The organism is Pseudomonas citronellolis, assembly GCF_029335315.1.
Classification (GTDB): Bacteria; Pseudomonadota; Gammaproteobacteria; order Pseudomonadales; family Pseudomonadaceae; genus Pseudomonas; species Pseudomonas citronellolis_A.
Window position 1 is genome coordinate 1 of record NZ_JARJLT010000086.1, and the last position, 25,358, is coordinate 25,358.

27 protein-coding genes are annotated in these 25,358 nt (G+C 67.1%); 10 read left to right on the plus strand and 17 right to left on the minus strand.

Features of this window, described 5'->3' with window-relative positions; translation table 11 throughout:
* The coding region (locus P3W75_RS07480; RefSeq protein WP_346429852.1) for a LysE family transporter at window positions 1-265 on the plus strand (265 nt) is incomplete at its 5' end.
* 31 nt (window positions 266-296) lie between these two features.
* Here P3W75_RS07480 and P3W75_RS07485 read toward each other — a convergent pair.
* The 6 genes from P3W75_RS07485 to P3W75_RS07510 all read right to left on the minus strand — a co-directional run bounded on the left by P3W75_RS07485 (window position 297) and on the right by P3W75_RS07510 (window position 5,552).
* On the minus strand, window positions 297-1,028 hold the full coding sequence (locus P3W75_RS07485) for a hypothetical protein (RefSeq protein ID WP_276226736.1): 732 nt from the start codon (window positions 1,026-1,028) through the stop codon (window positions 297-299).
* Window positions 1,029-1,100: 72 nt separating this feature from the next.
* A complete protein-coding gene (locus P3W75_RS07490; RefSeq protein WP_009614149.1) occupies window positions 1,101-1,481 on the minus strand; it encodes a RidA family protein in 381 nt (126 codons plus the stop codon).
* A gap of 25 nt (window positions 1,482-1,506) precedes the next feature.
* Window positions 1,507-3,615: a bifunctional GTP diphosphokinase/guanosine-3',5'-bis pyrophosphate 3'-pyrophosphohydrolase gene (gene spoT, locus P3W75_RS07495; protein WP_276226737.1), complete on the minus strand. Its 2,109-nt coding sequence runs from the start codon at window positions 3,613-3,615 to the stop codon at window positions 1,507-1,509.
* Window positions 3,616-3,669: 54 nt separating this feature from the next.
* The gene (gene rpoZ / locus P3W75_RS07500; protein ID WP_009614145.1) at window positions 3,670-3,936 is read right to left on the minus strand and encodes a DNA-directed RNA polymerase subunit omega; all 267 of its coding nucleotides are present in this window, start codon (window positions 3,934-3,936) and stop codon (window positions 3,670-3,672) included.
* Window positions 3,937-4,026: 90 nt separating this feature from the next.
* A complete protein-coding gene (gene gmk, locus P3W75_RS07505) occupies window positions 4,027-4,647 on the minus strand; it encodes a guanylate kinase (protein WP_276226738.1) in 621 nt (206 codons plus the stop codon).
* 41 nt (window positions 4,648-4,688) lie between these two features.
* Window positions 4,689-5,552, minus strand: coding sequence for a YicC/YloC family endoribonuclease (locus P3W75_RS07510; RefSeq protein ID WP_276226739.1), 864 nt, complete (start codon window positions 5,550-5,552; stop codon window positions 4,689-4,691).
* A gap of 163 nt (window positions 5,553-5,715) precedes the next feature.
* Here P3W75_RS07510 and rph point away from each other — a divergent pair, with 163 nt between their 5' ends.
* Together rph and P3W75_RS07520 are read left to right on the plus strand one after the other, a co-directional pair.
* Window positions 5,716-6,435 carry a ribonuclease PH gene (gene rph / locus P3W75_RS07515; RefSeq protein WP_276226740.1) on the plus strand — a complete coding sequence of 240 codons (720 nt, stop codon included), beginning with the start codon at window positions 5,716-5,718 and terminating at the stop codon, window positions 6,433-6,435.
* A gap of 17 nt (window positions 6,436-6,452) precedes the next feature.
* Window positions 6,453-6,815 (plus strand): DUF4870 domain-containing protein, encoded by a 363-nt coding sequence (locus P3W75_RS07520; protein ID WP_276226741.1) that lies wholly within the window; start codon window positions 6,453-6,455, stop codon window positions 6,813-6,815.
* A gap of 80 nt (window positions 6,816-6,895) precedes the next feature.
* Here the strand turns inward: P3W75_RS07520 and P3W75_RS07525 are convergent, their stop codons facing one another.
* Window positions 6,896-7,675 (minus strand): exodeoxyribonuclease III, encoded by a 780-nt coding sequence (locus tag P3W75_RS07525; protein ID WP_276226742.1) that lies wholly within the window; start codon window positions 7,673-7,675, stop codon window positions 6,896-6,898.
* 82 nt (window positions 7,676-7,757) lie between these two features.
* Here P3W75_RS07525 and pyrE point away from each other — a divergent pair, with 82 nt between their 5' ends.
* Both pyrE and P3W75_RS07535 read left to right on the plus strand, forming a co-directional pair.
* Window positions 7,758-8,399 carry an orotate phosphoribosyltransferase gene (pyrE, locus tag P3W75_RS07530; protein ID WP_276226743.1) on the plus strand — a complete coding sequence of 214 codons (642 nt, stop codon included), beginning with the start codon at window positions 7,758-7,760 and terminating at the stop codon, window positions 8,397-8,399.
* A 25-nt stretch (window positions 8,400-8,424) separates the two neighbouring features.
* Window positions 8,425-9,063, plus strand: coding sequence for a DUF4124 domain-containing protein (locus tag P3W75_RS07535; protein ID WP_430765349.1), 639 nt, complete (start codon window positions 8,425-8,427; stop codon window positions 9,061-9,063).
* A 6-nt stretch (window positions 9,064-9,069) separates the two neighbouring features.
* Here P3W75_RS07535 and P3W75_RS07540 read toward each other — a convergent pair whose 3' ends face one another.
* The 5 genes from P3W75_RS07540 to coaBC are packed head-to-tail and all read right to left on the minus strand — an operon-like array spanning window position 9,070 to window position 14,844.
* The gene (locus P3W75_RS07540; protein WP_276226744.1) at window positions 9,070-9,513 is read right to left on the minus strand and encodes an acyl-CoA thioesterase; all 444 of its coding nucleotides are present in this window, start codon (window positions 9,511-9,513) and stop codon (window positions 9,070-9,072) included.
* A 59-nt stretch (window positions 9,514-9,572) separates the two neighbouring features.
* Window positions 9,573-10,481, minus strand: a complete 909-nt coding sequence (gene argB, locus P3W75_RS07545) for an acetylglutamate kinase (RefSeq protein ID WP_276226745.1) — start codon at window positions 10,479-10,481, stop codon at window positions 9,573-9,575.
* A gap of 26 nt (window positions 10,482-10,507) precedes the next feature.
* Window positions 10,508-13,135, minus strand: a complete 2,628-nt coding sequence (locus tag P3W75_RS07550) for a phosphomannomutase/phosphoglucomutase (RefSeq protein WP_276226746.1) — start codon at window positions 13,133-13,135, stop codon at window positions 10,508-10,510.
* A 37-nt stretch (window positions 13,136-13,172) separates the two neighbouring features.
* On the minus strand, window positions 13,173-13,628 hold the full coding sequence (gene dut, locus P3W75_RS07555; RefSeq protein WP_276226747.1) for a dUTP diphosphatase: 456 nt from the start codon (window positions 13,626-13,628) through the stop codon (window positions 13,173-13,175).
* A gap of 7 nt (window positions 13,629-13,635) precedes the next feature.
* Entirely contained in the window at window positions 13,636-14,844 is a 1,209-nt protein-coding gene (gene coaBC / locus P3W75_RS07560; protein ID WP_276226748.1) for a bifunctional phosphopantothenoylcysteine decarboxylase/phosphopantothenate--cysteine ligase CoaBC, read from the minus strand.
* 140 nt (window positions 14,845-14,984) lie between these two features.
* On the opposite strand from coaBC, the gene radC reads away from it, so the two are divergent.
* On the plus strand, window positions 14,985-15,659 hold the full coding sequence (gene radC / locus P3W75_RS07565; RefSeq protein ID WP_276226749.1) for a RadC family protein: 675 nt from the start codon (window positions 14,985-14,987) through the stop codon (window positions 15,657-15,659).
* A 4-nt stretch (window positions 15,660-15,663) separates the two neighbouring features.
* On the opposite strand, the gene P3W75_RS07570 is transcribed toward radC, so the two are convergent.
* On the minus strand, window positions 15,664-17,235 hold the full coding sequence (locus tag P3W75_RS07570; protein WP_276226750.1) for an ABC transporter substrate-binding protein: 1,572 nt from the start codon (window positions 17,233-17,235) through the stop codon (window positions 15,664-15,666).
* Between the two features lie 366 nt (window positions 17,236-17,601).
* Between P3W75_RS07570 and rpmB the strand changes: the two genes are divergently transcribed.
* Both rpmB and rpmG read left to right on the plus strand, forming a co-directional pair.
* On the plus strand, window positions 17,602-17,838 hold the full coding sequence (gene rpmB / locus P3W75_RS07575) for a 50S ribosomal protein L28 (RefSeq protein ID WP_009614118.1): 237 nt from the start codon (window positions 17,602-17,604) through the stop codon (window positions 17,836-17,838).
* 11 nt (window positions 17,839-17,849) lie between these two features.
* Entirely contained in the window at window positions 17,850-18,005 is a 156-nt protein-coding gene (rpmG, locus tag P3W75_RS07580) for a 50S ribosomal protein L33 (protein ID WP_009614117.1), read from the plus strand.
* A gap of 130 nt (window positions 18,006-18,135) precedes the next feature.
* Here the strand turns inward: rpmG and P3W75_RS07585 are convergent, their stop codons facing one another.
* A complete protein-coding gene (locus tag P3W75_RS07585) occupies window positions 18,136-18,498 on the minus strand; it encodes a cupin domain-containing protein (RefSeq protein ID WP_276226751.1) in 363 nt (120 codons plus the stop codon).
* A 269-nt stretch (window positions 18,499-18,767) separates the two neighbouring features.
* Here P3W75_RS07585 and P3W75_RS07590 point away from each other — a divergent pair, with 269 nt between their 5' ends.
* Window positions 18,768-20,261, plus strand: coding sequence for an aldehyde dehydrogenase (locus P3W75_RS07590; protein ID WP_276226752.1), 1,494 nt, complete (start codon window positions 18,768-18,770; stop codon window positions 20,259-20,261).
* A gap of 172 nt (window positions 20,262-20,433) precedes the next feature.
* The gene (locus P3W75_RS07595) at window positions 20,434-21,603 is read left to right on the plus strand and encodes an MFS transporter (RefSeq protein ID WP_276226753.1); all 1,170 of its coding nucleotides are present in this window, start codon (window positions 20,434-20,436) and stop codon (window positions 21,601-21,603) included.
* A gap of 81 nt (window positions 21,604-21,684) precedes the next feature.
* On the opposite strand, the gene P3W75_RS07600 is transcribed toward P3W75_RS07595, so the two are convergent.
* From P3W75_RS07600 to dadR, 3 genes are all read right to left on the minus strand, one after another.
* Entirely contained in the window at window positions 21,685-23,238 is a 1,554-nt protein-coding gene (locus tag P3W75_RS07600) for a phospholipase D family protein (protein ID WP_276226754.1), read from the minus strand.
* Between the two features lie 45 nt (window positions 23,239-23,283).
* The gene (locus tag P3W75_RS07605; RefSeq protein ID WP_276226755.1) at window positions 23,284-24,603 is read right to left on the minus strand and encodes an NAD(P)/FAD-dependent oxidoreductase; all 1,320 of its coding nucleotides are present in this window, start codon (window positions 24,601-24,603) and stop codon (window positions 23,284-23,286) included.
* A 104-nt stretch (window positions 24,604-24,707) separates the two neighbouring features.
* Window positions 24,708-25,196: a transcriptional regulator DadR gene (dadR, locus tag P3W75_RS07610; protein WP_009614106.1), complete on the minus strand. Its 489-nt coding sequence runs from the start codon at window positions 25,194-25,196 to the stop codon at window positions 24,708-24,710.
* Between the last annotated feature and the right edge of the window lie 162 nt (window positions 25,197-25,358).

Sequence of the window (25,358 nt, forward strand, 5' to 3'; positions counted from 1 at the left end):
CAGTTGCCTGAACCCCAAGCTGGCGATCTTCTACACCGGCCTGTTCGGCGTGCTCGGGCAGTTCCGGCTGCCGCCCTGGGGGCTCGGCGTGTGCGTGCTGTGGATGGGCGCGGTGGTGCTGCTGTGGGACCTGGCCCTGGTGCGCTTGCTCGATCGCCGCCGCTGGCGCGGCTGGCTGCAGCGCCGGGTGCGCGCGCTGGACCGGCTGTGCGGCGCGCTGCTGCTGGCGCTGGGCCTGTGGCTGGTGTGGCTGGGCTTGCGCTGAAGGCGCCGCCGGGGCGGGCGGCGCCGCGGGCTCAGTCGCGCTCCAGCAGCCAGACGCGCTGGCCCGGGGCGTACTCGGGCATCTCGTCGGCCTGGGCGCGGTTCACCGCTTCGAACAGTTCCAGCTTGTCGTCTTCGCGCTGGAACAGGTACTCGCGGCCCTGGCGGCCCTGCTGCAGCCAGATGCTGTCGTTGTTACCGCTCATGGCCGCGCAGTCGCCGGCCAGGCACAGGGCATAGCGGTCGGCGGCGGGCATGCCCTCGACGCGGCCGTCGGCCTGGAAGGTCACCTTGGCGCCTTCGCCCTGGCCTTCCTTGATCACCCAGGTGCCCTTGAGGAAGCTGCCGTACAGGGCGCGCTGGAAGCTGGCGCCGATGGGCGCCTGGGTCGGATCGGCGGGGCGCGCGAAGCGCTGTTCCGGCCAGTTGTCGCTGCCCACCTGGAGCAGTTGCTTGCCGTCCACCGCCAGCTCTTCCTGCTTGCTGCCGTAGAAGGCCACCTGCCAGCGCTTCTTGTTCGACGGGTCCTGGCTCAGCTGGCCTTCGCCCTGTTCGAAACCGTTGCTGTAGGAAGCCTGGTGATTCTTGCTGTCGAGCCGCCATTCCAGGTTGGGGCCGTAGGCCAGCAGCGCTTCGCGCAGCTTGCCGCTCTTGCTGGCGGCGTCGATGGCGGCCTGGTTGATCCAGGTGCCGGACGGATCCTGGTTGCCGGCGCAGCCGGTCAGCAGGCCGAGGAGGGCGCTCAGGAGGAGGGCGCGACGCATGCGGGGTGCTCCTTGCGGGCTTACACGGGAAAAACGAACGGGGCCGCGAGGGCCCCGTTCGGTTGGAGAGCGTTACTCCAGGACGACGATGGCGTCCATCTCGACCTGGGCGCCCTTGGGCAGGGCGGCCACGCCGATGGCGGCGCGTGCCGGGTAGGGCTGGGTGAAGTAGCGGCCCATGATCTCGTTGACCTTGGCGAAGTGGCTCAGGTCGGTGAGGAAGATGTTCAGCTTGGCCACGTCGTGCAGGTAGCCGCCGGAAGCCTCGATCACCGCCTTGAGGTTCTCGAACACCTGGACGACCTGCTCCTCGAAGCCCTCGACCAGCTCCATGGTCTGCGGGTTCAGCGGGATCTGACCGGAGACGTAGACGGTGTTGCCGGCCTTGATCGCCTGGGAGTAGGTGCCGATGGCCGCCGGGGCCTTGTCGGTGTGGATAACGGTCTTGGTCATGTCGACTCCTTGCCGAGGTGGGTTGTCAGCTGCGCACGCGGGTGATCCGGACCACCCCCTTGAGCGCGCGCAGCTTCTTGATGACGCGGGCCAGGTGCACGCGGTCGTGCACGCTGACCACCAGCTGGACCACGCTGACGCGACCGTCGCGCTCGTCCATGCTGATCTTCTCGATGTTGCCGTCGGCGGCGTTGACGCTGGTCGCCAGCAGGGCGATCAGGCCGCGCTGGTGCTCCAGCTCGACACGCAGCTCGACGTTGAACTCGCCGGTGACATCCTTGGCCCAGCTGAGCTGGATGCATTTTTCCGGGTTGTTGCGGATTTCGCTGATGTTCTTGCAGCTTTCCAGGTGCACCACCATGCCCTTGCCGGCCGACAGGTGGCCGACGATGGGGTCGCCGGGAATCGGCGTGCAGCACTTGGCATAGCTCAGCACCAGGCCCTCGGTGCCGCGGATGGCCAGCGGGCTCTCGGCGCTCGGCGCGGCCTCGCCCTCGGTGGAGATCAGGCGGCGCGCGACCACGTAGGCCATGCGGTTGCCCAGGCCGATCTCTTCCAGCAGGTCCTCGAAGACCTCCATGCGGTACTCGTTGAGCACGCCCTGGATGCGTTCGCCCGGAATCTTCTCCAGGTGGCTGTCGAAGCCGGCGAGGGTCTTGTTCAGCAGGCGCTCGCCGAGGCTGATGGACTCGGAACGGCGCTGCTGCTTGAGGGCGTGGCGGATGTGCGTGCGCGCCTTGCCGGTGACCACGAAGTTGAGCCAGGCCGGGTTCGGCCGGGTGCCCGGCGCGGTGACGATCTCCACCGTCTGGCCGCTCTGCAGCGGCTCGGACAGCGGCGCCAGGCGCCGGTTGATGCGGCAGGCGATGCAGCTGTTGCCGACGTCGGTGTGCACCGCGTAGGCGAAGTCGACCGCCGTGGAGCCCTTGGGCAGCTCCATGATGCGGCCCTTGGGCGTGAACACGTAGACCTCGTCCGGGAACAGGTCGATCTTCACGTTCTCGATGAATTCCAGCGAGTTGCCGGCGCGCTGCTGCAGTTCGAGGATGCCCTTGACCCACTGGCGCGCGCGCGCGTGGGTGCCCTTCTGCGACTCTTCCTCGCTGGACTTGTACAGCCAGTGCGCGGCGATGCCGTGGTTGGCCATCTCTTCCATCTCGCGGGTGCGGATCTGGATCTCGATGGGCACGCCGTGCATGCCGAACAGGGTGGTGTGCAGCGACTGGTAGCCGTTGGCCTTGGGAATCGCGATGTAGTCCTTGAAGCGACCGGGGAACGGCTTGTACAGGTTGTGCACGGCGCCGAGCACGCGGTAGCAGGTGTCGACCTTGTCGACGATGATGCGGAAGGCGTAGACGTCCATGATCTCGTTGAACGCCTTGCGCTTGCCGCGCATCTTCTTGTAGATGCTGAACAGGTGCTTCTCGCGCCCCAGGACCTGGCCTTCCATGCCCTCGCGGGCGAGGCAGTTGACCAGTGATTCCTGGATCTTGCCGACGATCTCGCGGCGGTTGCCGCGGGCCTTCTTGACCGCCTGGCGGATGCGCTCGGAGCGCATCGGGTGCATGGCCTTGAAGCCCAGGTCCTCGAATTCCACGCGCATGCTGTGCATGCCCAGGCGGTTGGCGATGGGCGCGTAGATTTCCAGGGTTTCCTTGGCGATGCGCCGGCGCTTCTCGCCGGACAGCACTTCCAGGGTGCGCATGTTGTGCAGGCGGTCGGCCAGCTTGACCAGGATCACGCGGATGTCGCGGGCCATGGCCATGGCCATCTTCTGGAAGTTCTCGGCCTGCGCTTCGGCCTTGGTCTCGAAGTTCATCTGGGTCAGCTTGCTGACCCCGTCCACCAGTTCCGAGACGGTTTCGCCGAACTGCGCGGTGAGCGCTTCCTTGGCGATGCCGGTGTCCTCGATCACGTCGTGCAGCATGGCCGCCATCAGGCTCTGATGGTCCATGTGCATGTCGGCGAGGATGTTGGCGACGGCGAGCGGATGGGTGACGTAGGCTTCGCCGCTGCGGCGGCGCTGCCCGTCGTGGGCCTGCTCGGCGTAGTAGTAGGCACGGCGGACCAGGTTGACCTGGTCCGGGCCGAGGTAGCTCGACAGCCGATCGGCGAAGGCATCTATGCTCGGCAAGGCATCACCCCCCGCCGAGTGGACGGCGCCTGTGGTCGTCGGCCGGTCATCGACTTACAGGGCCTCGTTGTTGGCCTCGTCTTCGAAGGCGGCGAACAGCGGCTCTTCTTCAACCACGTCCTCCTGCTGAACGACTTCAGCATCGACCAGGCCGGAAGCGATCTCGCGCAGGGCGACCACGGTGGGCTTGTCGTTTTCCCAGGCTACCTTCGGCTCCTTGCCGCCGGTGGCCAGCTGGCGAGCGCGCTTGGTGGCGAGCATGACCAGTTCGAAACGGTTATCGACGTTGTCCAGGCAGTCTTCGACGGTGACGCGGGCCATGGTGTTCCTCGTTGCGAAAAAATTGAACCCGGATTCCCGGGCGGACTGGATAGTCTAAAAAATCGCCAATCTTTATGGAAGGGCCGTTTGTTATGCGGACGGCGCCAACAATTCGCCCAGCAGCTGTTCGTGACGCTTCTGTTGCGCGTCCTGGCGCAGCTGGCGGGCGCGGAAGATCGCCTTGAGGTCTTCCAGAGCATGGGCGAAATCGTCGTTGATCACCAGGTGATCGTACTCGACGTAATGACTCATTTCGTTGACGGCTTCGCGCATGCGCCCGTCGATCACCTCGTCGCTGTCCTGGCCGCGGTTGGTCAGGCGCTGGCGCAGGGCGTGCTGGCTCGGCGGCAGGATGAAGATCGACTGCGCCTGGGGCATCAGCCGGCGCACCTGCTGGGCGCCCTGCCAGTCGATCTCGAGGATCAGGTCGTAGCCTTCGGCGAGGGTCTTCTCGACCCAGCGCTGCGAGGTGCCGTAGAGGTTGCCGAAGACTTCCGCGTGCTCGAGGAACTCGTCGCGTTCGAGCATCGAGGTGAAGGTGTCGCGGCCGATGAAGTGGTAGTTCACCCCGTCCACCTCGCCCGGGCGCATGCCACGGGTGGTGTGGGAGACCGAGACGCGCACGCTGGGCATGGCCTCGAGCAGGGACTTCACCAGGCTGGTCTTGCCGGCGCCGGAGGGAGCGGAAACGATGTACAGGGTGCCGGACATGACGGGTTCCTGGGATTATGGGTGGAGAGCGGGCGCACGCCTCACTCGATATTCTGGACCTGCTCGCGCATCTGTTCGATGAGCACCTTGAGGTTCACCGCGGCCTGGGTCGAACGCGGGTCGAAGGCCTTGGAGCCGAGGGTGTTGGCCTCGCGGTTGAGCTCCTGCATGAGGAAGTCCAGGCGCCGGCCGGCGGCGCCGCCAGCCTTGAGCACGCGGCGCACCTCGGCGACGTGGGTGCTCAGGCGGTCGAGTTCCTCGGCGACGTCGCTCTTCTGCGCCAGCAGGACCATTTCCTGCTCCAGGCGCTGGGAGTCGGCTTCCAGCTTCAGTTCGGCGAAGCGGTCGAGGATCTTCTGCCGCTGGTTGCCGAGCATCTGCGGCACCAGCTCGCGCAGGTTGGCCACTTCTTCCTGCATGGAGCCCAGGCGTTCGTCGATGATCCGCGCCAGTTCCGCGCCTTCGCGGGCGCGGCCGGCCTTCAGCTCGTCCAGCGCCTGGGTGAAGGCGGCCATGGCCTCGGCGTTGAGCGCCTGCGGGTCGGCGGCGTCGCCCACCAGCACGCCCGGCCAGGACAGCACGGCCAGCGGGTCGATCGGCGCCGGCTGCTTGATCAGCGCGGCCACGCCTTCGGCGGCGGCCACCAGCTGCGCGGCGCGCTCGCGGTCGACCTGCAGCGGCTTGCCGGCGTTGTCCTCGTTGAAGCGCAGGGTGATTTCCACCTTGCCGCGCGACAGGCCCTGGCGCAGCGCCTCGCGCACCGGGCCTTCGAGGTCGCGGAAGGTTTCCGGCAGGCGCAGGTTCGGTTCCAGGTAGCGGTGGTTCACCGAGCGCAGCTCCCAGCTCAGGCTGCCATTGGTCCCGGCCCGTTCGACGCGGGCGAAGGCGGTCATGCTGTGCACCATGGGGCTACCTCGCGGAGATTCGGTGGAAAAGCGACGAAATGTCATCGTGAACCGGCAATTGTACCCCAGCGCGGCCGGGGGCCGCACGCCGGCGGTGGTTGCCTGCCCGCCGGGGCCTCTATAATGGCGGCCTGTATCCGATCCAATTGCAAAGGAAGTCTCGATGAACCGTCCCAGTGGCCGCGCCGCCGACCAGCTGCGCCCGATCCGCATCACCCGCCACTACACCAAGCACGCCGAGGGCTCGGTTCTGGTGGAGTTCGGCGACACCAAGGTGATCTGCACCGTCAGCGCCGAAAGCGGTGTGCCGCGCTTCCTCAAGGGCCAGGGCCAGGGCTGGCTGACCGCCGAATACGGCATGCTGCCGCGCTCCACCGGCGAGCGGAACGCCCGCGAGGCCAGCCGTGGCAAGCAGGGCGGCCGCACCCTGGAGATCCAGCGCCTGATCGGCCGTTCGCTGCGCGCCGCGCTGGACCTGACCAAGCTGGGCGAGAACACCCTGTACATCGACTGCGACGTGATCCAGGCCGATGGCGGTACCCGCACCGCGTCCATCACCGGCGCCACCGTCGCGCTGATCGACGCGCTGGCGGTGCTGAAGAAGCGTGGCGCGCTCAAGGGCAACCCGCTCAAGCAGATGGTCGCGGCGGTGTCCGTGGGCATCTACCAGGGCGTGCCGGTGCTCGACCTGGACTACCCGGAAGACTCCGCCGCCGAGACCGACCTGAACGTGGTCATGACCGAAGCCGGTGGCTTCATCGAAGTGCAGGGCACCGCCGAAGGCGAGCCGTTCCAGCCGGCAGAGCTGAATGCCATGCTGGAGCTGGCGCAGCAGGGCATGCGGGAAATCTTCGACCTGCAGCGCGCCGCGCTGGCCGACTGACGCGAAGGAGGCGGGGAATGAGCGACGAACTGCAGCCACGACCGAGCCAGGACGCCCGGCAATGGGCGATGTTCTGCCATTTCTCCGCCTTCCTCGGCCTGGTCTTCCCGTTCGGCAACCTGCTGGGTCCGCTGATCGTCTGGCAGATCAAGCGTGAGTCCGATCCCTTCGTCGACAGCCAGGGCAAGGAGGCGCTGAACTTCCAGATCACCGTCAGCCTGGCGCTGCTGGTGAGCCTGTTCCTCTGCCTGCTGGTGGTCGGCTTCCTGCTGCTGGCGCTGGTCAGCGCCGGCGCCCTGGTGCTGACGGTGATCGCCGGGGTCAAGGCCAACGAGGGCCGCGACTACCGCTATCCCTTCACCTGGCGGCCGTTGAAGTAGCTCTTGCAGGAGCGGGCTCTGCCCGCGATTCGCGCGCATGAAAAAGCCGGCTCTTGAGCCGGCTTTTTCGTTTCCGAGCCTTAGATGCTGAGCGACCAGTCGTAGTCGATGATCAGCGGCGCATGGCTGGAGAAACGCGGCTGCCGCGGCAGCTTGGCGCTGCGCACGAAGCGGCGCAGACCCGGGGTGAGAATCTGGTAGTCGAAGCGCCAGCCCAGGTTCAGCAGCTCGGCCTGCTCGCTGTCCGGCCACCAGCTGAACTGGTCGCCTTCGCGGTTGACCTCGCGCAGGGCGTCGACGTAGCCCATGTTGCCGAACACTTCGTCCATCCAGCCGCGCTCGGGCGCGAGGAAGCCGGGCATCTGCTGGCATTCGCGCCAGTTCTTCACGTCCAGCTTGTTGTGGGCCAGGTACAGCGACCCACAGTAGATGTACTCGCGGCGCTTGCGGCGCTGCTTGTTCAGGTATCCGGCGAAGTCTTCCATGAACTTGAACTTCTGGTTCAGGTTCTCGTCACCCTCCTGCCCGCTCGGCAGAAGAATGCTGGCAATACTCACCTTATCGAAATCGGCTTGCAGGTAGCGCCCGTAACGATCGGCCATCTCGAAACCCAGCCCGCTTATGACGGCCTTGGGTTGCAGACGACTATAGATTGCGACGCCGCCCTGGCTGGGCACTTCGGCGTCGCAGGCGTACAGGAAGTAGCCGTCCAGCTGGTAGGACGGGTCATCCAGATCGAAAGCGGAGGCGCGGGTATCCTGCAAGCAGATCACGTCGGCATTCTGGGCTTGCAACCAGCTGAGCAATCCCCGCTCGGCTGCAGCCTGAATACCATTCACGTTCACACTGATGATCCGCATAAATGGCCCCCAAAATCACGTGTGTGTATGATACCCGAGCTCAAACGGTTTAGCTAAATTCATACCGGCCGGTTCTATTCCCATGCAGGCATATCAACGCGATTTCATCCGCTTCGCCATCGAGCGCGGCGTTCTGCGCTTCGGCGAGTTCACCCTCAAGTCCGGGCGCACCAGTCCCTATTTCTTCAACGCAGGCCTGTTCAACAGCGGCCTGGCGCTGGCCCAGCTGGGGCGTTTCTACGCCTCGGCGGTGGTCGACAGCGGCATCGATTTCGATGTGCTGTTCGGCCCGGCCTATAAGGGAATCCCGCTGGCCGCCGCTACAGCGGTAGCCCTGGCCGAGCAGCATGGCCGCGACCTGCCCTGGTGCTTCAACCGCAAGGAAGCCAAGGATCACGGCGAAGGCGGTACCCTGGTGGGCGCGCCCTTGACCGGCCGGGTACTGATCGTCGACGACGTGATCACCGCCGGCACCGCGATTCGCGAGGTCATGCAGATCATCGACGGCCAGGGCGCCAAGGCTGCCGGCGTGCTGATCGCGCTGAACCGCCAGGAGCGCGGCAAGGGCGAGCTGTCGGCGATCCAGGAAGTCGAACGCGACTTCGGCATGCCGGTGGTCAGCATCGTGTCCCTGGAGCAGGTGCTCGAATACTTGGCCGGCGACGCGGAGCTCAAGCGCTATCTGCCGGCGGTCGAGGCCTATCGCGCGCAGTACGGGATCTGATCCACAACCAGAACAGGGTGTCGGCATGGCCAAGCAGGGTGCTGTCCGCTACGGGATGTTGATGGGGGTGCTGGCCCTGGCGCTGGCGGGTGCCGCGCACGCGGCCAATTCCGCCGGCAAGCCGTCCACCGGCGGTGGCGTCGAGATGTATCGCTACGTCGACGACAAGGGCGTGACGGTCATCGACCGTCTCGGCGTGCCGTCGCAGTACATCGGCAAGGGCTACGAAGTGCTCAACGAGCAGGGCCGGGTGATCCGCGTGGTGCCGCCGGCGCCGACCGCCGAGGAACTCAAGCAGCGCAAGGCCGCCGCCGCCCAGGCCAGTTCCGACGCCCAGTTGCTGCGGCTGTACACCAGTGTCGAGGACGTCGATCGCGCCCGCGAGCGCAAGATGTCCGAGCTGGACGGCCTGAGCAGCGTGGCCAGGGGTAACCTGCAGTCGCTGAAGACCCAGCAGGGCAACCTCCAGGCCCAGGCCGCCGACGCCGAGCGCGCGGGACGCCAGGTGCCGCAACAGCTGATCGACCAGTTGGGCAACCTGAAGGACGAGGAACAGCGCCTGACCAGCGACATCGCGCACTACCAGCAGTTGCGCGTCCAGGCCGCCGCCGCGTTCGACGCCGACCGCGCGCGCCTCGCCCAGCTGCTGGGCGCCAGCCACTGAGGCCGTTCAGGCCTCGGGGAAGCGCTCGAAACCACTGATCCGCTCGCGCAGCCAGTCCGGCAACGGCTGGCTCTGGCGCTGCTCGTCGGCGTGGGCGTAGATCAGCTCGCCGAGGGTCAGCGGCTGGCCGTCGCACCAGATCGCCACCTGGAAGGTCAGGCTGCTGCGGCCCAGGCGCGCGGCGCGCACGCCGATGTCCAGCCAGTCGTCGTAGCGTGCCGGGGCGTAGTACTCCAGGCTGCTCTTCACCGCGAACAGGTCGCCGCCGCCGCGCAGCAGGTCGGCCGGGTAGCTGATGTCCAGGTTGCGGTAGTACTCGGTGGTGGCTACGTCGGTGTAGGTCAGGTAGTTGCCGTTGAAGACGATGCCCTGGGGATCGACTTCCGACCAGCGCACGCGCAGGCCGTGGAAGAAGCGGAACTCGCTGCGCTCGGGAAAGGCTGAAGGCATCGCGGCCTCCGAAGGGAAGGGGGAGGGACCGCCACGGCGGGCGCCGTGGCGGTTGTCGATCAGTGACGCGGCTTGCGGTTGCTGATCAGGGTGCCGACGCCGCTGTCGGTGAAGATTTCCAGCAGCACGGCGTTGGGCACGCGGCCATCGATGATGTGCGCGCTGGTCACGCCGCCCTGCACCGCTTCCAGGGCGCAGCGGATCTTCGGCAGCATGCCGCCGTAGATGGTGCCGTCGGCGATCAGGCTGTCGACCTGTTCGGTGGTCAGCCCGGTGAGCACCTGGCCCTGCTTGTCCATCAGGCCGGCGATGTTGGTCAGCAGCATCAGCTTCTCGGCCTTCAGCGCCTCGGCCACCTTGCCGGCCACCAGGTCGGCGTTGATGTTGTAGGACTCGCCGTTGGCGCCGACGCCGATGGGCGCGATCACCGGGATGAAGTCGCCCTTGACCAGCATGTTCAGCAGGTCGGTGTTGACCCCGGTGACTTCGCCGACGTGGCCGATGTCGATGATTTCCGGCTTGGTCATCTCCGGGGTCTGGCGGGTCACGGTGAGCTTCTTCGCGCGGATCAGCTCGGCGTCCTTGCCGGTCAGGCCGATGGCGCTGCCGCCATGGCGGTTGATCAGATTGACGATGTCCTTGTTGACCTGGCCGCCGAGGACCATTTCCACCACGTCCATGGTCTGCGCGTCGGTGACGCGCATGCCATCGATGAAGTGGCTCTCGATCGACAGGCGATTGAGCAGGTCGCCGATCTGCGGGCCGCCGCCGTGCACCACCACCGGGTTGATGCCGACCGCCTTCATCAGCACCACGTCGCGGGCGAAGCTGTTCTTCAGCTCGTCGGTCTCCATGGCGTTGCCGCCGTACTTGATGACCAGCGTCTTGCCTACGAAACGGCGAATGTAGGGAAGCGCTTCGGCAAGGACGCGGGCTACCTGGGCTGCGTCATCGCGACTCTGGGACATGGTGCTGGACTCCGGCATGGTTCAGGTCAGAAGGGAATGGCCAGGGCGGGATCGACCGCCTTGAGCTGGTTGCGGAACACGTCCTTGATGCGTTCCAGTTCGGCTTCGGAGTCCGCCTCGAAGCGCAGCACCAGCACCGGGGTGGTGTTGGAGGCGCGTACCAGGCCCCAGCCTTTGGGGTAATCCACGCGTACGCCGTCCAGGGTGGTGAGGTTCGCCTCGCCCCACTGGCCGTTGCGCTGCAGCGCGTCGATGAGGGTGAACTTGCTCTCGTCGGTGACGGTGATGTTGATCTCCGGGGTGGAGATGTCCAGCGGGAAGGCGGAGAACACGCGCTCGCTGTCGCGCTTGTCGAGGCTGATGATTTCGAGCAGGCGGGCGGCGCTGTAGATGCCGTCGTCGAAGCCGTACCAGCGTTCCTTGAAGAAGATGTGGCCGCTCATCTCGCCGGCCAGCAGGGCGCCGGTTTCCTTCATTTTCTTCTTGATCAGCGAGTGGCCGGTCTTCCACATCACCGGGCGGCCGCCGTAGCCGCTGATGAGGGAGATCAGGCGGCGGGTGCACTTGACGTCGAAGATGATGTCGGCGCCCGGGTTGCGCGAGACGACGTCCTTGGCGAACAGCATCAGCAGGCGGTCGGGGTAGATGATGGTGCCTTCGTTGGTCACCACGCCGACACGGTCACCGTCGCCGTCGAAGGCCAGGCCGAGGTCGGCGCCGGTTTCCTTGACCTTGGCGATCAGGTCTTCCAGGTTCTCGGGCTTGCCCGGGTCCGGGTGGTGGTTGGGGAAGGTGCCGTCGACGTCGCAGAACAGCGGGATGACGGTGCAACCCAGGGCTTCGATCAGTTGCGGGGCGATCACGCCGGCGACGCCGTTGCCGCAGTCCACCACCACTTTCAGCGGCTTGGCCAGGGCGATGTCGTCACGGATCTGCTTGAAGTAGCGCGGCAGGATGTCGACCTGCTGCACGCTGCCCACGCCGCTGGCGAGGTCGTTGTTCTCGATGCGCTCGCGCAGGGCCTGGATCTGCTCGTTGGCCAGGGTCTCGCCGGCGACGACGATCTTGAAGCCGTTGTAGTTCGGCGGGTTGTGGCTGCCGGTGAGCATCACCCCGGACTTGCCCTCCAGGACGTTGGCCGCGTAGTACAGCACCGGGGTCGGCACCATGCCGATGTCGGTGACCTGGCAACCGCAGTCGAGCAGGCCCTGGATCAGCTGCTGCACCAGCTCGGGGCCGGACAGGCGGCCGTCGCGGCCGACGCTGACGCAGGGTTCGCCGCGCGCCAGGCTCTCGGAGCCGATGGCGCGGCCGACCCAGTAGGCGGTCTCGGCGGTCAGGGTGTCGCCCACCACGCCACGGATGTCGTAGGCGCGGAAGATGCTGGCTGGCAGTTGCGGTGCTTTGGGCGTGCTCATGGCGGGGGTGTGCTCCAATCCCAGGAGGTCCTGGTCTTCATCAAGAATGTCGATGTCCAGAATATCGGTGTTCTGGAACAGTGGGTCGACCAACTGCGCCTCGGCGCCTGCCGGCTTGTCGATGCGGGCCGGCGAAGGGCTGGCTTCCACCGCCGCCTTGGGCGCCGGGGTCGCTACCGCGGGGCTGGCGGGGGCCGGGGTGTCGAGTTTGCGTTTCGGTTGCCGGGCCAGCGCCTGGGCCAGCGGCTGCAGGGCAGAGAGGCTGACTTCAGGTGCTTTGGCACTGCGCTGGCCGCCGAGTTCCTGAAGGAACTGTCCGATTGCCTGGGCGTCCAGGCGCAGACGGCGCAGCAGGCCGCTCTGCGCCAGGTAGACGCCGAGCAGCGCGCCGGCCAGGGCGAGCAGCGCCGCCAGGCCGAGCAGGGTCGGCGAATAGAGCGTGGCGTCGATGGCCGGGCCGGGGGTAAAGGTGAGTTTCCAGTTCGAATTGATGCTGCCCAGGGACATGGGCGCGCCGCTGCCGGCTTCGCCGCGTTGCAGCAGGACCTGCGCCGGGGCGCTGCCGAACTGCTGGGCCAGGGTCAGCTGGCCGACGTCGGCGGGCTGCGCGGGCAGGGCGTTGAGCAGGCGCTGCAGGTCGAAGACCAGCATCAGGCTGCCCTGGATGCCGTTGTCGGCGCCGCGCAGGGCGCTGGCGCTGTACAGCAGCCAGCGCTGGCCGACGCGGTAGGCCTCGGGCGCGACATTCTGGCCGCTTTCGACGCGGCGCAGCATGTCCAGCGCTGCATAGTTCAGCGGGCCGGGGCGCTGGTTGTCCTGGCTGGCCTGGCCGGGGGCGTTGAGGTGGGCGTCCACCAGCCCGTCCAGGTGACCGTGGCTCAGGGCGTTCTCTTCGGCGCGGGTACGCGTCGCGTCGCCCAGGGCCGGCAGCAGCTCGGGCGTGCCGGCCAGGGTGCGGGTGTCGGCGGCGAGCTGGGCCAGGGCCTGGCGCAGGGCGCCGGCCTGGCTCTCGGCCCAGGCCCCGGCGACCTGCTGGCGATGCAGCTGCTCGGCGCTGCCGAACAGGCTCAGCCAGAGCAGCGCGCCGGCGGCGCCAACACCGAGGATCGCCACGCCGAAGGCCGGCAGCAGCGACTTGAGTTCCGGTCGGACGGCAGGGCCCGCGGGGGCCTTGCTCGGCGCGGCGACTTCCGGCAGGTCGGCCGTGTCCTTGGCAGTGCGTTGGAAAAGTTTCATGCAACGTCTCCTCGGCGATTCATCCTGGAATATGAGGTCAGTGGCTGCCCGAGTGCCCGAAACCACCGGCGCCACGCTGGCTTTCGTCGAAGCTGTCGACCAGCTCGAAATGCGCTTGCACCACCGGCACCAGCACCAGCTGGGCGATGCGCTCGCCGATGGCGATGGTGAACGGGGTGTTGCCGCGGTTCCAGCAGGAAACCATCAGCTCGCCCTGGTAGTCCGAGTCGATCAGGCCGACCAGGTTGCCCAGCACCACGCCGTGCTTGTGGCCCAGGCCGGAGCGCGGCAGGACCAGCGCGGCCAGGCCCGGATCGGCGATGTAGATGGACAGGCCGGTGGGGATCAGCAGGGTCTGGCCCGGCTCCAGGACGGTGTCCTGCTGGAGCATGGCGCGCAGGTCCAGGCCGGCGGAACCGGGGGTGGCGTACTGCGGCAGGGGGAATTCGGCGCCCAGGCGCGGGTCGAGGATCTTGGCTTGCAGGGAATGCATCGGGTTCTCAGTTCTGTTTCAGGCGGTCGGCGATGAAGGCGATCAGCTGGCGGGCGATCTTGCCCTTGCTGGTCTGGGCGAAGGCAGTTTCGTGCAATTCGCGGTCGATCACGGTGATCGCGTTCTCTTCGCTGTTGAATCCGATCGAGGGGTTGGCCACGTCGTTGGCCACGATCAGGTCGAGGTTCTTGTCCTTGAGCTTGCGCGAGGCGTATTCCAGCAGGTTCTCGGTCTCCGCGGCGAAGCCCACGCTGAACGGCCGGTCGGCGCGCTGGGCGAGGGTGGCGAGGATATCCGGGTTGCGCACCAGTTGCAGGAGCAGGCCGTCGCCCTTGGTCGGGTCCTTCTTCAGTTTCTGCGTCGCGACCAGTTCGGGGCGGTAGTCGGCCACCGCGGCGGCGGCGATCAGCACGTTGGCCGGCATCGCCGCTTCGCAGGCGGCGAGCATGTCGCGGGCGCTGACCACGTCGACGCGGGTCACCCGGTCCGGTGTCGGCAGGTGCACCGGGCCGGTCACCAGGGTGACGCGCGCGCCGGCTTCGGCGGCGGCCTCGGCGAGTGCGAAGCCCATCTTCCCGGAGCTGTGGTTGGTGATGTAGCGCACCGGGTCGATGTTTTCCTGGGTCGGGCCGGCGGTGATCAGCACGTGCTGGCCGGTCAGCGAGAGGAATTCGAAGCAGTCGGCGGCGCGCTGGGCCAGTTCCTCGGCCTCGAGCATGCGTCCGGGGCCGACGTCGCCGCAGGCCTGGCTGCCGGCGGCCGGGCCGAAGAAGCGCAGGCCACGGCCGCGCAGCAGTTCGGCGTTGGCCTGGGTGGCCGGGTCGCGCCACATGGCCTGGTTCATCGCCGGGGCCAGGGCGACCTGGGCGTCGGTGGCCAGCACCAGGGTGGTCAGCAGGTCGTTGGCCACGCCCTGGGCCAGGCGCGCCATGACGTCGGCGGTGGCCGGGGCGATCAGTACCAGGTCGGCCCAGCGGGCCAGCTCGATGTGGCCCATGGCCGCTTCGGCGGCGGGGTCGAGCAGGTCCAGGTGCACCGGGTGGCCGGACAGCGCCTGGAGGGTCAGCGGGGTGATGAACTCACGGCCGCCCTGGGTCATCACCACGCGGACTTCCGCGCCCTGGTCGCGCAGGCGGCGGACCAGTTCGGCGCTCTTGTAGGCGGCAATGCCGCCACCCACGCCGAGGACGATGCGTTTTCTATAGAGCCGCTGCATAGGCCCGCCTTATCTTCGGAATTGGATGACGCGCGGCTAGTCCGGAGACGCCTCCCCAGGCCTCCGGTCGCGCGCAAGGGACGGGCTAAGATAGCACAGCGCCCGCGCCGACACAGCGGGCGCCACTACAGGGAGGTGGCATGAGCATCCGACACTGGCCGGCGGCGGAAAGACCGCGGGAAAAACTCCTCGAACAGGGCGCCGCGAGCCTCAGCGACGCCGAACTGCTGGCGATATTCCTGCGCACCGGCGTGGCCGGTTGCAGCGCGGTGGACCTGGCGCGGCGCCTGCTGAACGAGTTCGGCAGCCTGCGCGCCCTGCTGGAGTCCGACCAGGCCAGCTTCAGCAGCCACCTGGGGTTGGGGCGGGCGAAATACGCGCAACTGCAAGCGGTGCTGGAAATGGCCCGGCGCCACCTGGCCGAGCAGTTGCGGCGCGATTCGGCGCTGGAAAGCCCGCAAGCGGTGCGCGACTACCTCAAGTCACGGCTGCGCCACGAGGCGCATGAGGTGTTCGGCTGCCTGTTCCTCGACGGCCGGCACCGCGCGCTGGCCTTCGAGGTGCTGTTCCACGGCTCTATCGACACTACCAGTGTCTATCCACGGCAGGTGGTGAAGCGGGCCTTGGCGAACAACGCCGCGGCGCTGATCCTGACCCACAACCACCCCTCCGGCATCAGCGAGCCGAGCGAGGCCGACCGCCAGATCACCCGGCGCCTGAAAGACGCCCTGGCGCTGGTGGACGTGCGCGTGCTCGATCACTTCATCGTCGGCGACGGCGAGCCGCTGTCCATGGCCGAGCGCGGCTGGGTCTAGCCTCTCAGAGGCTGACCCGGGAGAAGTCCTGGCGGCCGAAGGGGCTCACGGCGTAGCCCTTGACCTCCTTGCGCAGCAGCACCGAGGCGGTGGGGTGCGCCAGCGGCAGCCACAGCGCCTGGTCGTGGATGATGCGCTGGGCGTCCTGGTAGAGCGCGCTGCGCTTGTCCTGCTCGCTCAGCGCCTTGCCCTGGCTGATCAGGCCGTCCAGCTTCTGCTCGCAGTAGCGCGCGAAGTTCAGCCCGGACTTCACGCTGGCGCAGGAGAATTGCGGGCTGAGGAAATTGTCCGGGTCGCCGTTGTCGCCGGCCCAGCCCATGAACAGCAGGTCGTGTTCGCCGGCCTTGGCGCGGCGGATCAGTTCGCCCCATTCGATCACGCGAATCTCGGCCTGGATGCCGACCTTGGCCAGGTCCGCCTGCAACAGTTGCGCGCCCAGGCTCGGGTTGGGGTTCAGCAGGCTGCCGCTGGGGCGGGTCCAGATCGTGGTCTTGAAGCCGTCCTTGAGCCCGGCCTTTTCCAGCAGCGCCTTGGCCTTGCCCGGATCGTAGGGGTAGCCGGGGAGGTCCTTGGCGTAGCTCCAGGTGTTCGGCGGGTAGACACCCTCGGCCGCCGTGGCGCTGCCTTCGAATACCGACTTGAGGTAGGTCTGGCGGTCGAAGGCGAGGTTGATCGCCTGGCGCACCTCTGGCTTGTCCAGCGGCGGGTGCTGGCTGTTCAGGGCGACGAAGGCGGTCATGAACGCCGGGGTCTGTTCCACCCGCAGGGCCGGGTCCTTGCCCGCGGCCTCGACGTCCAGCGGCTTGGGCGACAGGGCGATCTGGCATTCGCCGCGTTTCAGGCGCTGCAGGCGCACGTTGGCGTCGGGGGTGATGGCGAACAGCAGGTTGTCCACCGCCGGCTTGCCGGCGAAGTAGTCGGGGTTGGCGGTGTAGCGGATCTGCGCGTCCTTCTGGAAGCGCTTGAACACGAAGGGGCCGCTGCCGATCGGCTGGGCGTTGAGCTTCTCCGGGGTGCCGGCCTTCAGCAACTGGTCGGCGTACTCGGCGGAATAGATGGAGGCGAAGCCCATGCTGAGCATCGGCAGGAAGGTCGCGTCGGGGTGGCTCAGGGTGAAGCGCACCTGGTGCTCGTCGACCTGCTCCACGCGCTTTATCAGCGCCGGCAACTGCAGCGACTGGGCGTGGGGGAAACCGCTCTGCGCCACCTTGTGCCAGGGCTGGTTGGCGTCGAGCATGCGCTGGAAGCTGAACACCACGTCGTCGGCGCCCAGCTCGCGGCTGGGGCTGAAGTAGTCGGTGTGGTGGAACTTCACCCCCGCGCGCAGCTTGAAGTCGTAGGTCAGGCCGTCGGTGGAGACCGTCCAGCTCTCGGCCAGGCTCGGCACCACCTTGCCCTGCGTCGCGTCGAACTCCACCAGGCGGTTCATCAGCACGTCGGCCGAGGCGTTGGTGGTGGTCAGGGCGTTGAACTGCACCACGTCGAAGCCGTCCGGGCTCGACTCGGTGCAGACGCTGAGGGTGCTGGCGCCGGCCAGGGCGGGGGCGAGCAGCAGGGCGAGGGGAAGAAGACGCATGACGGACTCCGAAAAGGGTGGGAAACTGCCCGTCCCGTGGGCTGGGCGCAGTCATGCAAGGCCGTTGTCGGCCCTGAACCGGCTACCCTAGACCATGGCGGCGCGGGCGACAACGACGAAAGGCGACGAACGGCGAGCCCGCAAGGGCGCGGAACCAGGCCGTCGGCATGTGGATAAGCTGCTTGCGGCCTTGCGACGCCAAGCGCCTTTCTGATATAAAGCTGCGCTCTTTTCTGGGGCCCTGCCCCGATGACCTGTTCTCAGGTCGCGGATGGGCAGATAAGACCTCGGTGAAACTGAGAATCCAACGAGTTTAAGCAGCCAACCCATGCCGGGTTTGGCATGTGGTTTATAGAGGGCTGAGCCATGTCGAGAGTTTGCCAAGTGACCGGTAAGGGTCCGGTTACCGGGAACAACATTTCCCACGCACACAACAAAACCCGCCGCCGTTTCCTGCCGAACCTGCAGCATCACCGTTTCTGGGTAGAATCCGAGAAGCGTTTCGTACGTCTGCGCGTTTCCGCTAAAGGCATGCGTATCATCGACAAGCGTGGCATCGAGGCCGTTCTGAACGACCTGCGCGCCCGCGGCGAAAAATTCTAAGGAGCCGAATCATGCGTGAACTGATCCGTTTGGTGTCCAGCGCCGGTACCGGCCACTTCTACACCACCGACAAGAACAAGCGCACCAAGCCTGAGAAAATCGAGATCAAGAAATTCGATCCGGTTGTTCGCAAGCACGTGATCTACAAGGAAGCCAAGATCAAGTAATTGATCCGGCCCTTGCGAAAAAACCCGCCTCGGCGGGTTTTTTCATGCCTGCGAGAAACCCCCGCACCTACGAAAACTGCCGGGCAGAAAAAAGCCCGCCGATCGGCGGGCTTTTTCATGGGCGGGTGTTTCAGGCCTTCTGCTCGAAGATCACGTAGACCTTGCGGCAGGGCTCCAGCACCTCCCAGGTGCCCTTGAAGCCGGCCGGAATCACGAAGCGATCGCCGGCGCGCACGGTCTTGGCGCCGCCGTCGGCGTCGCGGATCACCGAAACGCCCTGGAGGATCTCGCAGTACTCGTGCTCGCTGTAGCTGACGGTCCAGTGGCCGACCGCGCCTTCCCAGATGCCGACGTTGAACTGGCCGCAGGGGCTGCCGTAGTGGTTGCGCACGCTTTGCTCGGGATCGCCCTTGAGCACCTTCTCCGGCGCCGGACGGTAGTGCTCGGCGGCGGTACCGGCCTGGGCGAAGTCGACGATCTGCTCGATGTTCATGCTGACACTCGTTTTCTTGTGGGTTGTGCGAGTCCCGCAGGGTCCGGGCGGACCCGGGCGGAAGCGTAATCAATCGAGTCTATGTTTAATAAAACGAACGTGACAAGGCGTTTTGGCGCCAAAGTGTCAAAAATATTGAAAATTAGCCCATCCCGGTTTAGGGTGGCGATCAGTGTGGCCCGTGCGCCGCCTTGCAGAATTTCTGACAGCGCGCCCCTCTCCGGGGCGCCGGGACTTCGATAAGTAATTCAATAAGAGGACAAGTTGTCATGAGTACCCTCACTCGCGCCGACTGGGAAGCTCGCGCCCAGAACCTGAAGATCGAAGGCCGCGCCTTCGTTGACGGCCAGTACGTCGATGCCATCGACGGCGCCACCTTCGATTGCCTGAGCCCGGTTGACGGCCGCTTCCTGGCCAAGGTCGCCAGCTGCGACGCCGCCGACGCCGAGCGCGCCGTGCAGGTCGCCCGCGCCGCCTTCGAATCCGGCGTCTGGTCGCGCCAGGCCCCGGCCAAGCGCAAGAAGGTCATGATCCGCTTCTCCGAGCTGATGCTCGAGCACGCCGAAGAGCTGGCCCTGCTGGAAACCCTGGACATGGGCAAGCCGATCAGCGACTCGCTGAACGTCGACGTGTCCGGCGCCGCCAACAGCATCCGCTGGAGCGGTGAAGCGATCGACAAGATCTACGACGAAGTCGCCGCCACCCCGCACAACGAGCTGGGCCTGGTCACCCGCGAAGCCGTCGGCGTGGTCGCCGCCATCGTGCCGTGGAACTTCCCGCTGCTGATGTCCTGCTGGAAACTCGGCCCGGCGCTGTCCACCGGCAACTCGGTGATCCTCAAGCCTTCCGAGAAGTCGCCGCTGACCGCCATCCGCGTCGCCCAACTGGCCATCGAGGCCGGCATCCCGAAAGGCGTGCTGAACATCCTGCCGGGCTTCGGCCACACCGTCGGCAAGGCCCTGGCCCTGCACATGGACGTGGACACCCTGGTGTTCACCGGTTCGACCAAGATCGCCAAGCAGCTGATGGTCTACGCCGGCGAGTCGAACATGAAGCGCGTCTGGCTGGAAGCCGGCGGCAAGAGCCCGAACATCGTCTTCGCCGACGCGCCTGACCTGCAGGCCGCCGCCGAATCCGCCGCCAGCGCCATCGCCTTCAACCAGGGCGAAGTCTGCACCGCCGGTTCGCGCCTGCTGGTGGAGAAATCCATCAAGGCCGAGTTCCTGCCGCTGGTGGTCGAAGCGCTGAAAGCCTGGAAGCCGGGCAACCCGCTGGACCCGAGCACCACCGTTGGCGCCCTGGTCGACACCACCCAGATGAACAACGTGCTGGGCTACATCCAGGCCGGCCACGACGACGGCGCCAAGCTGGTCGCCGGCGGCAAGCGCGTGCTGGAAGAAACCGGCGGCACCTACGTCGAGCCGACCATCTTCGACGGCGTGAGCAACGCCATGCGCATCGCCCGCGAGGAAATCTTCGGGCCGGTGCTGTCGGTGATCGAGTTCGAAGACGCCGAAGAAGCCGTGCGCATCGCCAACGACACCCCGTACGGCCTGGCCGCCGCGGTGTGGACCAGCAACCTGTCCAAGGCTCACCTGGTCGGCAAGGCCCTGCGTGCCGGCAGCGTGTGGATCAACCAGTACGACGGCGGCGACATGACCGCACCGTTCGGTGGCTTCAAGCAGTCGGGTAACGGCCGCGACAAGTCGCTGCACGCCTTCGACAAGTACACCGAGCTGAAGGCCACCTGGATCAAGCTGTAAGTTGATCTCGGCCTGAAAGCAGGTCGGCCCCGCGCGGTTGGTGGGGCCGGCTCTGACAAAGAGCCATACCCGCGGCCGGGTTTCCCTTTTTGGGGAGCCCGGCCGCTTTGCATTGCGCATCGGGTTCCCATCTGAGCCCGGAGTGCGCTCCGGATGGAACGGGAGAACGACAATGCGTTGGGGTCCTTATTTCGCTGTCTGCCTGTCAGTCATCAGCATCGGCCTGGCCCTCGGTCTGACCATGCCCCTGGTGTCCCTGCGCCTGGAAGGCTGGGGCTACGGCAACTTCGCCATCGGCGTGATGGCCGCCACGCCGGCCGTCGGCGTGCTGCTCGGCGCGCTGATCTCCGGGCGCCTGGCCGCGCGGCTGGGCACGCCCCGGCTGATGCGCTGGTGCCTGCTCAGCGGAGCCTTTTCCGTCGGCCTGCTGGCGCTGCTGCAGAGCTACCCGGTGTGGCTGGTGCTGCGCCTGCTGATCGGCGTGCAACTGACCGTGGTGTTCATCCTCGGCGAGAGCTGGATCAACCAGCTGGCGGTGGAGAAGTGGCGTGGCCGCCTGGTGGCGCTGTACGGCACCGGCTATGCGCTGAGCCAGTTGTCCGGGCCGGTGCTGCTGACCTTCATCGGCACCGCCGACAACCGCGGCTTCTGGATCGGCGTCGGCTTGCTGGTGTGCGGTTCGCTGCTGCTGGTGGGGCGCAGCGGAGCGCCGAAGGTTGACCCGCACAGCGCCTCGGGGCGCGGGCTGTTCGCCTTCTGCGGCAAGCTGCCGGCGATCGCCTGGGCGGTGGTGCTGTTCGCCGGTTTCGAGGCGATGATCCTGACCCTGCTGCCGGTCTACGGCGTGCGCCAGGGCTTCACCCAGGCGGTGGCGCTGACCATGGTCACGGTGGTGGTGATCGGCGACGCGCTGCTGCAACTGCCGATCGGCTGGCTGGCCGACCGGGTGTCGCGGCAGTCGCTGTTCAAGGGGTGCGGCCTGGTCCTGCTGCTGAGCAGCCTGGGCATTCCGCCGCTGCTGCACGGCCCGCTGATCTGGCCGGTGCTGGTGCTGTTCGGCGCGAGCGCAGGCGGGTTGTTCACCCTGTCGCTGATCCTCATTGGCGAGCGCTACCGCGACGACGCGCTGGTTCGCGCCAACGCGCACATCGCCCAGCTCTGGGGTATCGGTTGCCTGATCGGGCCGCTGACCACCGGCGCGGTCAGCCAGTGGGTGAGCGGCCACGCGCTGCCGCTGATGATGGCGCTGGGCGCCTTCGGCTTCGTCGTGCTGGTGTGGCGCAAGGGCCTGCCGCCGGTGGAAGCCAAGGGCGACGAACTGCTTGACGCGAGCGGCCGCTAGGCCCGTTCTTCGTAGGAGCGAGCGTGCTCGCTCCTACGAAATGCCCCGTAAGCCGTACTCCGGGAGTGCACCCGCGAGCTCCTACAGCAGCTTCTCCAGGCCGATGGCGCCGGCGATCCAGGCATTGAAGCGGCGCCACAGGCTGCCCGGTTCGTGGTGCAGCACGTGGGGGTGGCCGCTGCGCTCGTCGACCCAGATAAGCCGGGGGCGGCTGCCGCTGCGGTCGATGTGCACCTGGTAGCTGACGCTCGGTGACATCCCCGCCAGCGCCAGCTTGCGGGTCTGCTCGGCCAGCTCCGGGCTGTCGACGATGACGCCGACCTCGGTGTTCCAGATGATCGAGCGCGGGTCGAAGTTGAACGAGCCGATGAACACCTGGCGGCGGTCGAAGACGATCGCCTTGCTGTGCAGGCTGGCGCTGCTGGAGCCGCGTACCGTCCAGGGCGCGCCGGCCAGGCGCAGGTCCGGTTGCGCGCGCAGTTCGTGCAGCTGCACGCCATGCTCCAGCAGGGCCATGCGGTAGGGTGCGTAGCCGGCGTGCACGGCGGGCACGTCGGTGGCCTCCAGCGAGTTGGTCAGCAGGCGTACGCTGACGCCGCTGTCGGCGCGTCCGGTGAGGTAGGTGACGCCGCTGTCGGTGGGCACGAAGTAGGCCGAGACCAGGATCAGCTCCTTCGACACCTGGCGGAACAGCGGGTCGAGCTGGGTGCTCAACTGCTGTTGCGGGCGACTCTCGCCACGGTCGAGGACCTTCAGCGGGTCGTCCCAGATCGCCCGCCCCGGCGCCCAGACCAGCTCGTCCAGCCAGCTGTTCAGGTTCGCCGAGGCGCTGCGCAGGTGCAGGCGCTGCAGGTAGGCCGAATGGCGCACCTTGCTTCGTTCCAGGTAGTTGTCGAGGCCGCGGCGGGCGCGTTCGAGGTCGTGGCTGTCGGGCTTGCTCCACAGGTAGTCCTCGATGGGGCGGCTGATGGCGCTGTTCCAGTACTGGTCGAAGCCGCGCCCCAGTTCCTCGGCCACCGGGCCGGCACCGAGCAGGTCGAGGTCGCTGAAGTTCATCTCCGACTTGGCGCCGAAGTATTCGTCGCCCAGGTTGCGGCCGCCGACGATGGCCACGCTGTTGTCCGCCAGCCACAGCTTGTTGTGCATGCGCCGGTGCTGCTCGGCGAGGTTGAACAGGCGCCCGATGTTGCGCGTGATGCCGGTGCTGCGGCCCAGGTGCAGGGGGTTGAACAGGCGCACCTGGATGTTCGGGTGGGCGGCCAGGGTGCCGATCTCGTAGTCCCAGCCGTCGCTGCTGGTGTCGTCGATCAGCACGCGCACCCGCACGCCACGGTCGGCTGCCTTGAGCAGTTCGTGGATCAGCGCGCGGGTGGTGAGGCCGTCGTGGACGATGTAGTACTGGATGTCCAGGCTGCGCTGGGCGGCGCGGATCAGTTCGGCGCGGGCGAGGAAGGCGTCGCTGCTGGAGGCCAGCAGGCGGAAACCGGAATCGCCGGGATGTGCCGAGGCCCGCTGGCGCACCGCGTCGCCCAGGCTGGTGCCGCTCGCGGCCAGGGCGTGCGACGGGGTGGGGCTGGGAGCGCTGGCGCAGCCGCCGAGCAGCAGCAGCGCGAGCAACAGGAGGCGTGGTAGCAAGCGGGAGTCTCCGGACCTTCCGCCCGGGGCGGAACTGCGGAGATTCTAGCCGCTGAGCGCCTCCTTGAAGCGATACCAGGCCATGCCCAGCGCCAGCAGCGGCGAACGCAGCAGCTTGCCGCCGGGGAAGGTCACGTGGGGGACCTTGGCGAACAGTTCGAAACCGCTGCTGTACTGGCCGGCGATGGCCTCGGCGAGCAGCTTGCCGGCCAGGTGCGTGGCGTTCACCCCGTGGCCGGCGTAGGCCTGGGCGAAGTACACGTTGGCGTGCCCCGGCAGGCGGCCGATCTGCGGCAGGCGGTTGGCGCCGATGCCGATCATGCCGCCCCACTGGAAGTCGATGCGGGCGTCGGCCAGGTGCGGGAACACCTTGAGCATCTTCGGCCGCATGTAGGCGGCGATGTCCGCCGGGTCGCGCCCGGAGTAGTGGCAGGCGCCGCCGAACAGCAGGCGGTTGTCGGCGGAAAGGCGGTAGTAGTCCAGGGCCACGCGCTGGTCGCATACCGCCATGTTCTGCGGCAGCAGCTCGCGGGCCAGGTCGGCAGGCAGCGGCTCGGTGGCGATCACATAGCTGCCGGCCGGCAGCACCTTGCCGTCGAGGTAGGGGTTCAGGCCGTTCTGGTAGGCGTTGCAGGCGATCACCAGGGTGCTGGCGCGCACGCTGCCGCCGGCGGTGCGCACGCGCACCTGGGCGCCGTAGTCGATGCCGGTGACCCGCGAATCCTCGAACAGGCGCACGCCCAGGGACTGCGCGGCGGCGGCCTCGCCGAGGGCGAGGTTGAGCGGGTGCAGGTGGCCGGAACCCATGTCGACCATGCCGCCGACGTAGCAGTCGGCGCCGACGATGCCGCGCATCTCGTCCTGGGCGACCATGCGCAGCTCATGGGTGTAGCCCAGGCCCTTGAGCTCCTCGTAGTCCTCGCGGAAGCCCTCGACGTCCGAGGCCTTGTTGGCCAGGTCGCAGTAACCCCAGGTCAGGTCGCAGTCGATGGCGTACTTCTCGACGCGCTGGCGCACGATCTGCACCGCCTCCAGGCCCATCAGCTTGAGCTGGCGCACGCCGTCGCGGCCGATTACCGGCTCGAACTGTTCGACGCCGTGGCCGACCCCGCGAATCAGCTGCCCGCCGTTGCGCCCGCTGGCGCCCCAGCCGAGCTTGCGGGCTTCCAGCAGGACCACCGAGAGGCCGCGTTCGGCCAGTTCTATCGCGGTGTTCAGCCCGGAGAAACCGCCGCCGATGATGCACACGTCGGCCACTTCCTCGCCGGCCAGGGGCGGGCATTCGAGGCGCAGGTTGGCGCTCGCGGCATAGTAGGAAGGGGCGTGCTGGTCGGTGTGCACCGGGAGGCGAACGCGGGCGTTCATGTGCGAAATCCTGATTATTCTGTTGTTAAAATTTTACGCAGGATAAACGCCGACTTCCCGCCACGCCAAGGGGGAAGTCGCAAAAAAACGGCAGCTTGTCGCGATCAGTCGGGAATCGGCAGGGTCAGGCTCTCCTTGACCTCTTCCATGACGATGTAGCTCTTCGACTCGCGCACGTGCGGCAGCTTCAGCAGGATGTCGCCGAGCAGCTTGCGGTAGGAGGCCATCTCGGAGATGCGCGCCTTCACCAGGTAGTCGAAGTGGCCGGACACCAGGTGGCACTCCAGCACATGGGGCAGCTTGAGCACGGCGCGGCGGAAGTCCTCGAAGGTGTCGCCGGACTTGTAGTCCAGGCTGATCTCGACGAACACCAGCAGGCTGGCCTTGAGGTACTGCGGATTCAGCCGGGCGTTGTAGCCCATGATGATCCCCTCGCGCTCCAGGCGCCGCACGCGCTCGGTGCAGGGGGTGGTGGAGAGGCCGACGCGCTCGCCCAGCTCGGTGAAGGAGATGCGCCCCTCCTCCTGGAGAATTCGCAGGATATTGCGGTCGATCTTGTCCAGTTCGCGGCGACTTTGGTGCTGGGTTCTCATGGGGCTGCTCGGGGTAGTGCTTATGGTTGGTGAATTGTCGCCAAATATAGTCGTTAAGCCAGTGAATATCACTGCCTCTTGATCTTGTGCCTGGCTGCCGCCAGCCTGTTCCCAGGTTCGCGCCGGATGCGCGGGCCGTCCCGACCGCCGCCGGAGCCTGGC

Coding starts and splice junctions, on each gene's coding strand:
- P3W75_RS07485 (WP_276226736.1), bottom strand. CDS start 1,028: ATGCGTCGCGCCCTCCTCCTGAGCGCCCTCCTCGGCCTGCTGACCGGC.
- P3W75_RS07490 (WP_009614149.1), bottom strand. CDS start 1,481: ATGACCAAGACCGTTATCCACACCGACAAGGCCCCGGCGGCCATCGGC.
- rpoZ (WP_009614145.1), bottom strand. CDS start 3,936: ATGGCCCGCGTCACCGTCGAAGACTGCCTGGACAACGTCGATAACCGT.
- gmk (WP_276226738.1), bottom strand. CDS start 4,647: ATGTCCGGCACCCTGTACATCGTTTCCGCTCCCTCCGGCGCCGGCAAG.
- P3W75_RS07510 (WP_276226739.1), bottom strand. CDS start 5,552: ATGGTGCACAGCATGACCGCCTTCGCCCGCGTCGAACGGGCCGGGACC.
- rph (WP_276226740.1), top strand. CDS start 5,716: ATGAACCGTCCCAGTGGCCGCGCCGCCGACCAGCTGCGCCCGATCCGC.
- P3W75_RS07520 (WP_276226741.1), top strand. CDS start 6,453: ATGAGCGACGAACTGCAGCCACGACCGAGCCAGGACGCCCGGCAATGG.
- P3W75_RS07525 (WP_276226742.1), bottom strand. CDS start 7,675: ATGCGGATCATCAGTGTGAACGTGAATGGTATTCAGGCTGCAGCCGAG.
- pyrE (WP_276226743.1), top strand. CDS start 7,758: ATGCAGGCATATCAACGCGATTTCATCCGCTTCGCCATCGAGCGCGGC.
- P3W75_RS07535 (WP_430765349.1), top strand. CDS start 8,425: ATGGCCAAGCAGGGTGCTGTCCGCTACGGGATGTTGATGGGGGTGCTG.
- P3W75_RS07540 (WP_276226744.1), bottom strand. CDS start 9,513: ATGCCTTCAGCCTTTCCCGAGCGCAGCGAGTTCCGCTTCTTCCACGGC.
- argB (WP_276226745.1), bottom strand. CDS start 10,481: ATGTCCCAGAGTCGCGATGACGCAGCCCAGGTAGCCCGCGTCCTTGCC.
- P3W75_RS07550 (WP_276226746.1), bottom strand. CDS start 13,135: ATGAAACTTTTCCAACGCACTGCCAAGGACACGGCCGACCTGCCGGAA.
- dut (WP_276226747.1), bottom strand. CDS start 13,628: ATGCATTCCCTGCAAGCCAAGATCCTCGACCCGCGCCTGGGCGCCGAA.
- coaBC (WP_276226748.1), bottom strand. CDS start 14,844: ATGCAGCGGCTCTATAGAAAACGCATCGTCCTCGGCGTGGGTGGCGGC.
- radC (WP_276226749.1), top strand. CDS start 14,985: ATGAGCATCCGACACTGGCCGGCGGCGGAAAGACCGCGGGAAAAACTC.
- P3W75_RS07570 (WP_276226750.1), bottom strand. CDS start 17,235: ATGCGTCTTCTTCCCCTCGCCCTGCTGCTCGCCCCCGCCCTGGCCGGC.
- rpmB (WP_009614118.1), top strand. CDS start 17,602: ATGTCGAGAGTTTGCCAAGTGACCGGTAAGGGTCCGGTTACCGGGAAC.
- rpmG (WP_009614117.1), top strand. CDS start 17,850: ATGCGTGAACTGATCCGTTTGGTGTCCAGCGCCGGTACCGGCCACTTC.
- P3W75_RS07585 (WP_276226751.1), bottom strand. CDS start 18,498: ATGAACATCGAGCAGATCGTCGACTTCGCCCAGGCCGGTACCGCCGCC.
- P3W75_RS07590 (WP_276226752.1), top strand. CDS start 18,768: ATGAGTACCCTCACTCGCGCCGACTGGGAAGCTCGCGCCCAGAACCTG.
- P3W75_RS07595 (WP_276226753.1), top strand. CDS start 20,434: ATGCGTTGGGGTCCTTATTTCGCTGTCTGCCTGTCAGTCATCAGCATC.
- P3W75_RS07605 (WP_276226755.1), bottom strand. CDS start 24,603: ATGAACGCCCGCGTTCGCCTCCCGGTGCACACCGACCAGCACGCCCCT.
- dadR (WP_009614106.1), bottom strand. CDS start 25,196: ATGAGAACCCAGCACCAAAGTCGCCGCGAACTGGACAAGATCGACCGC.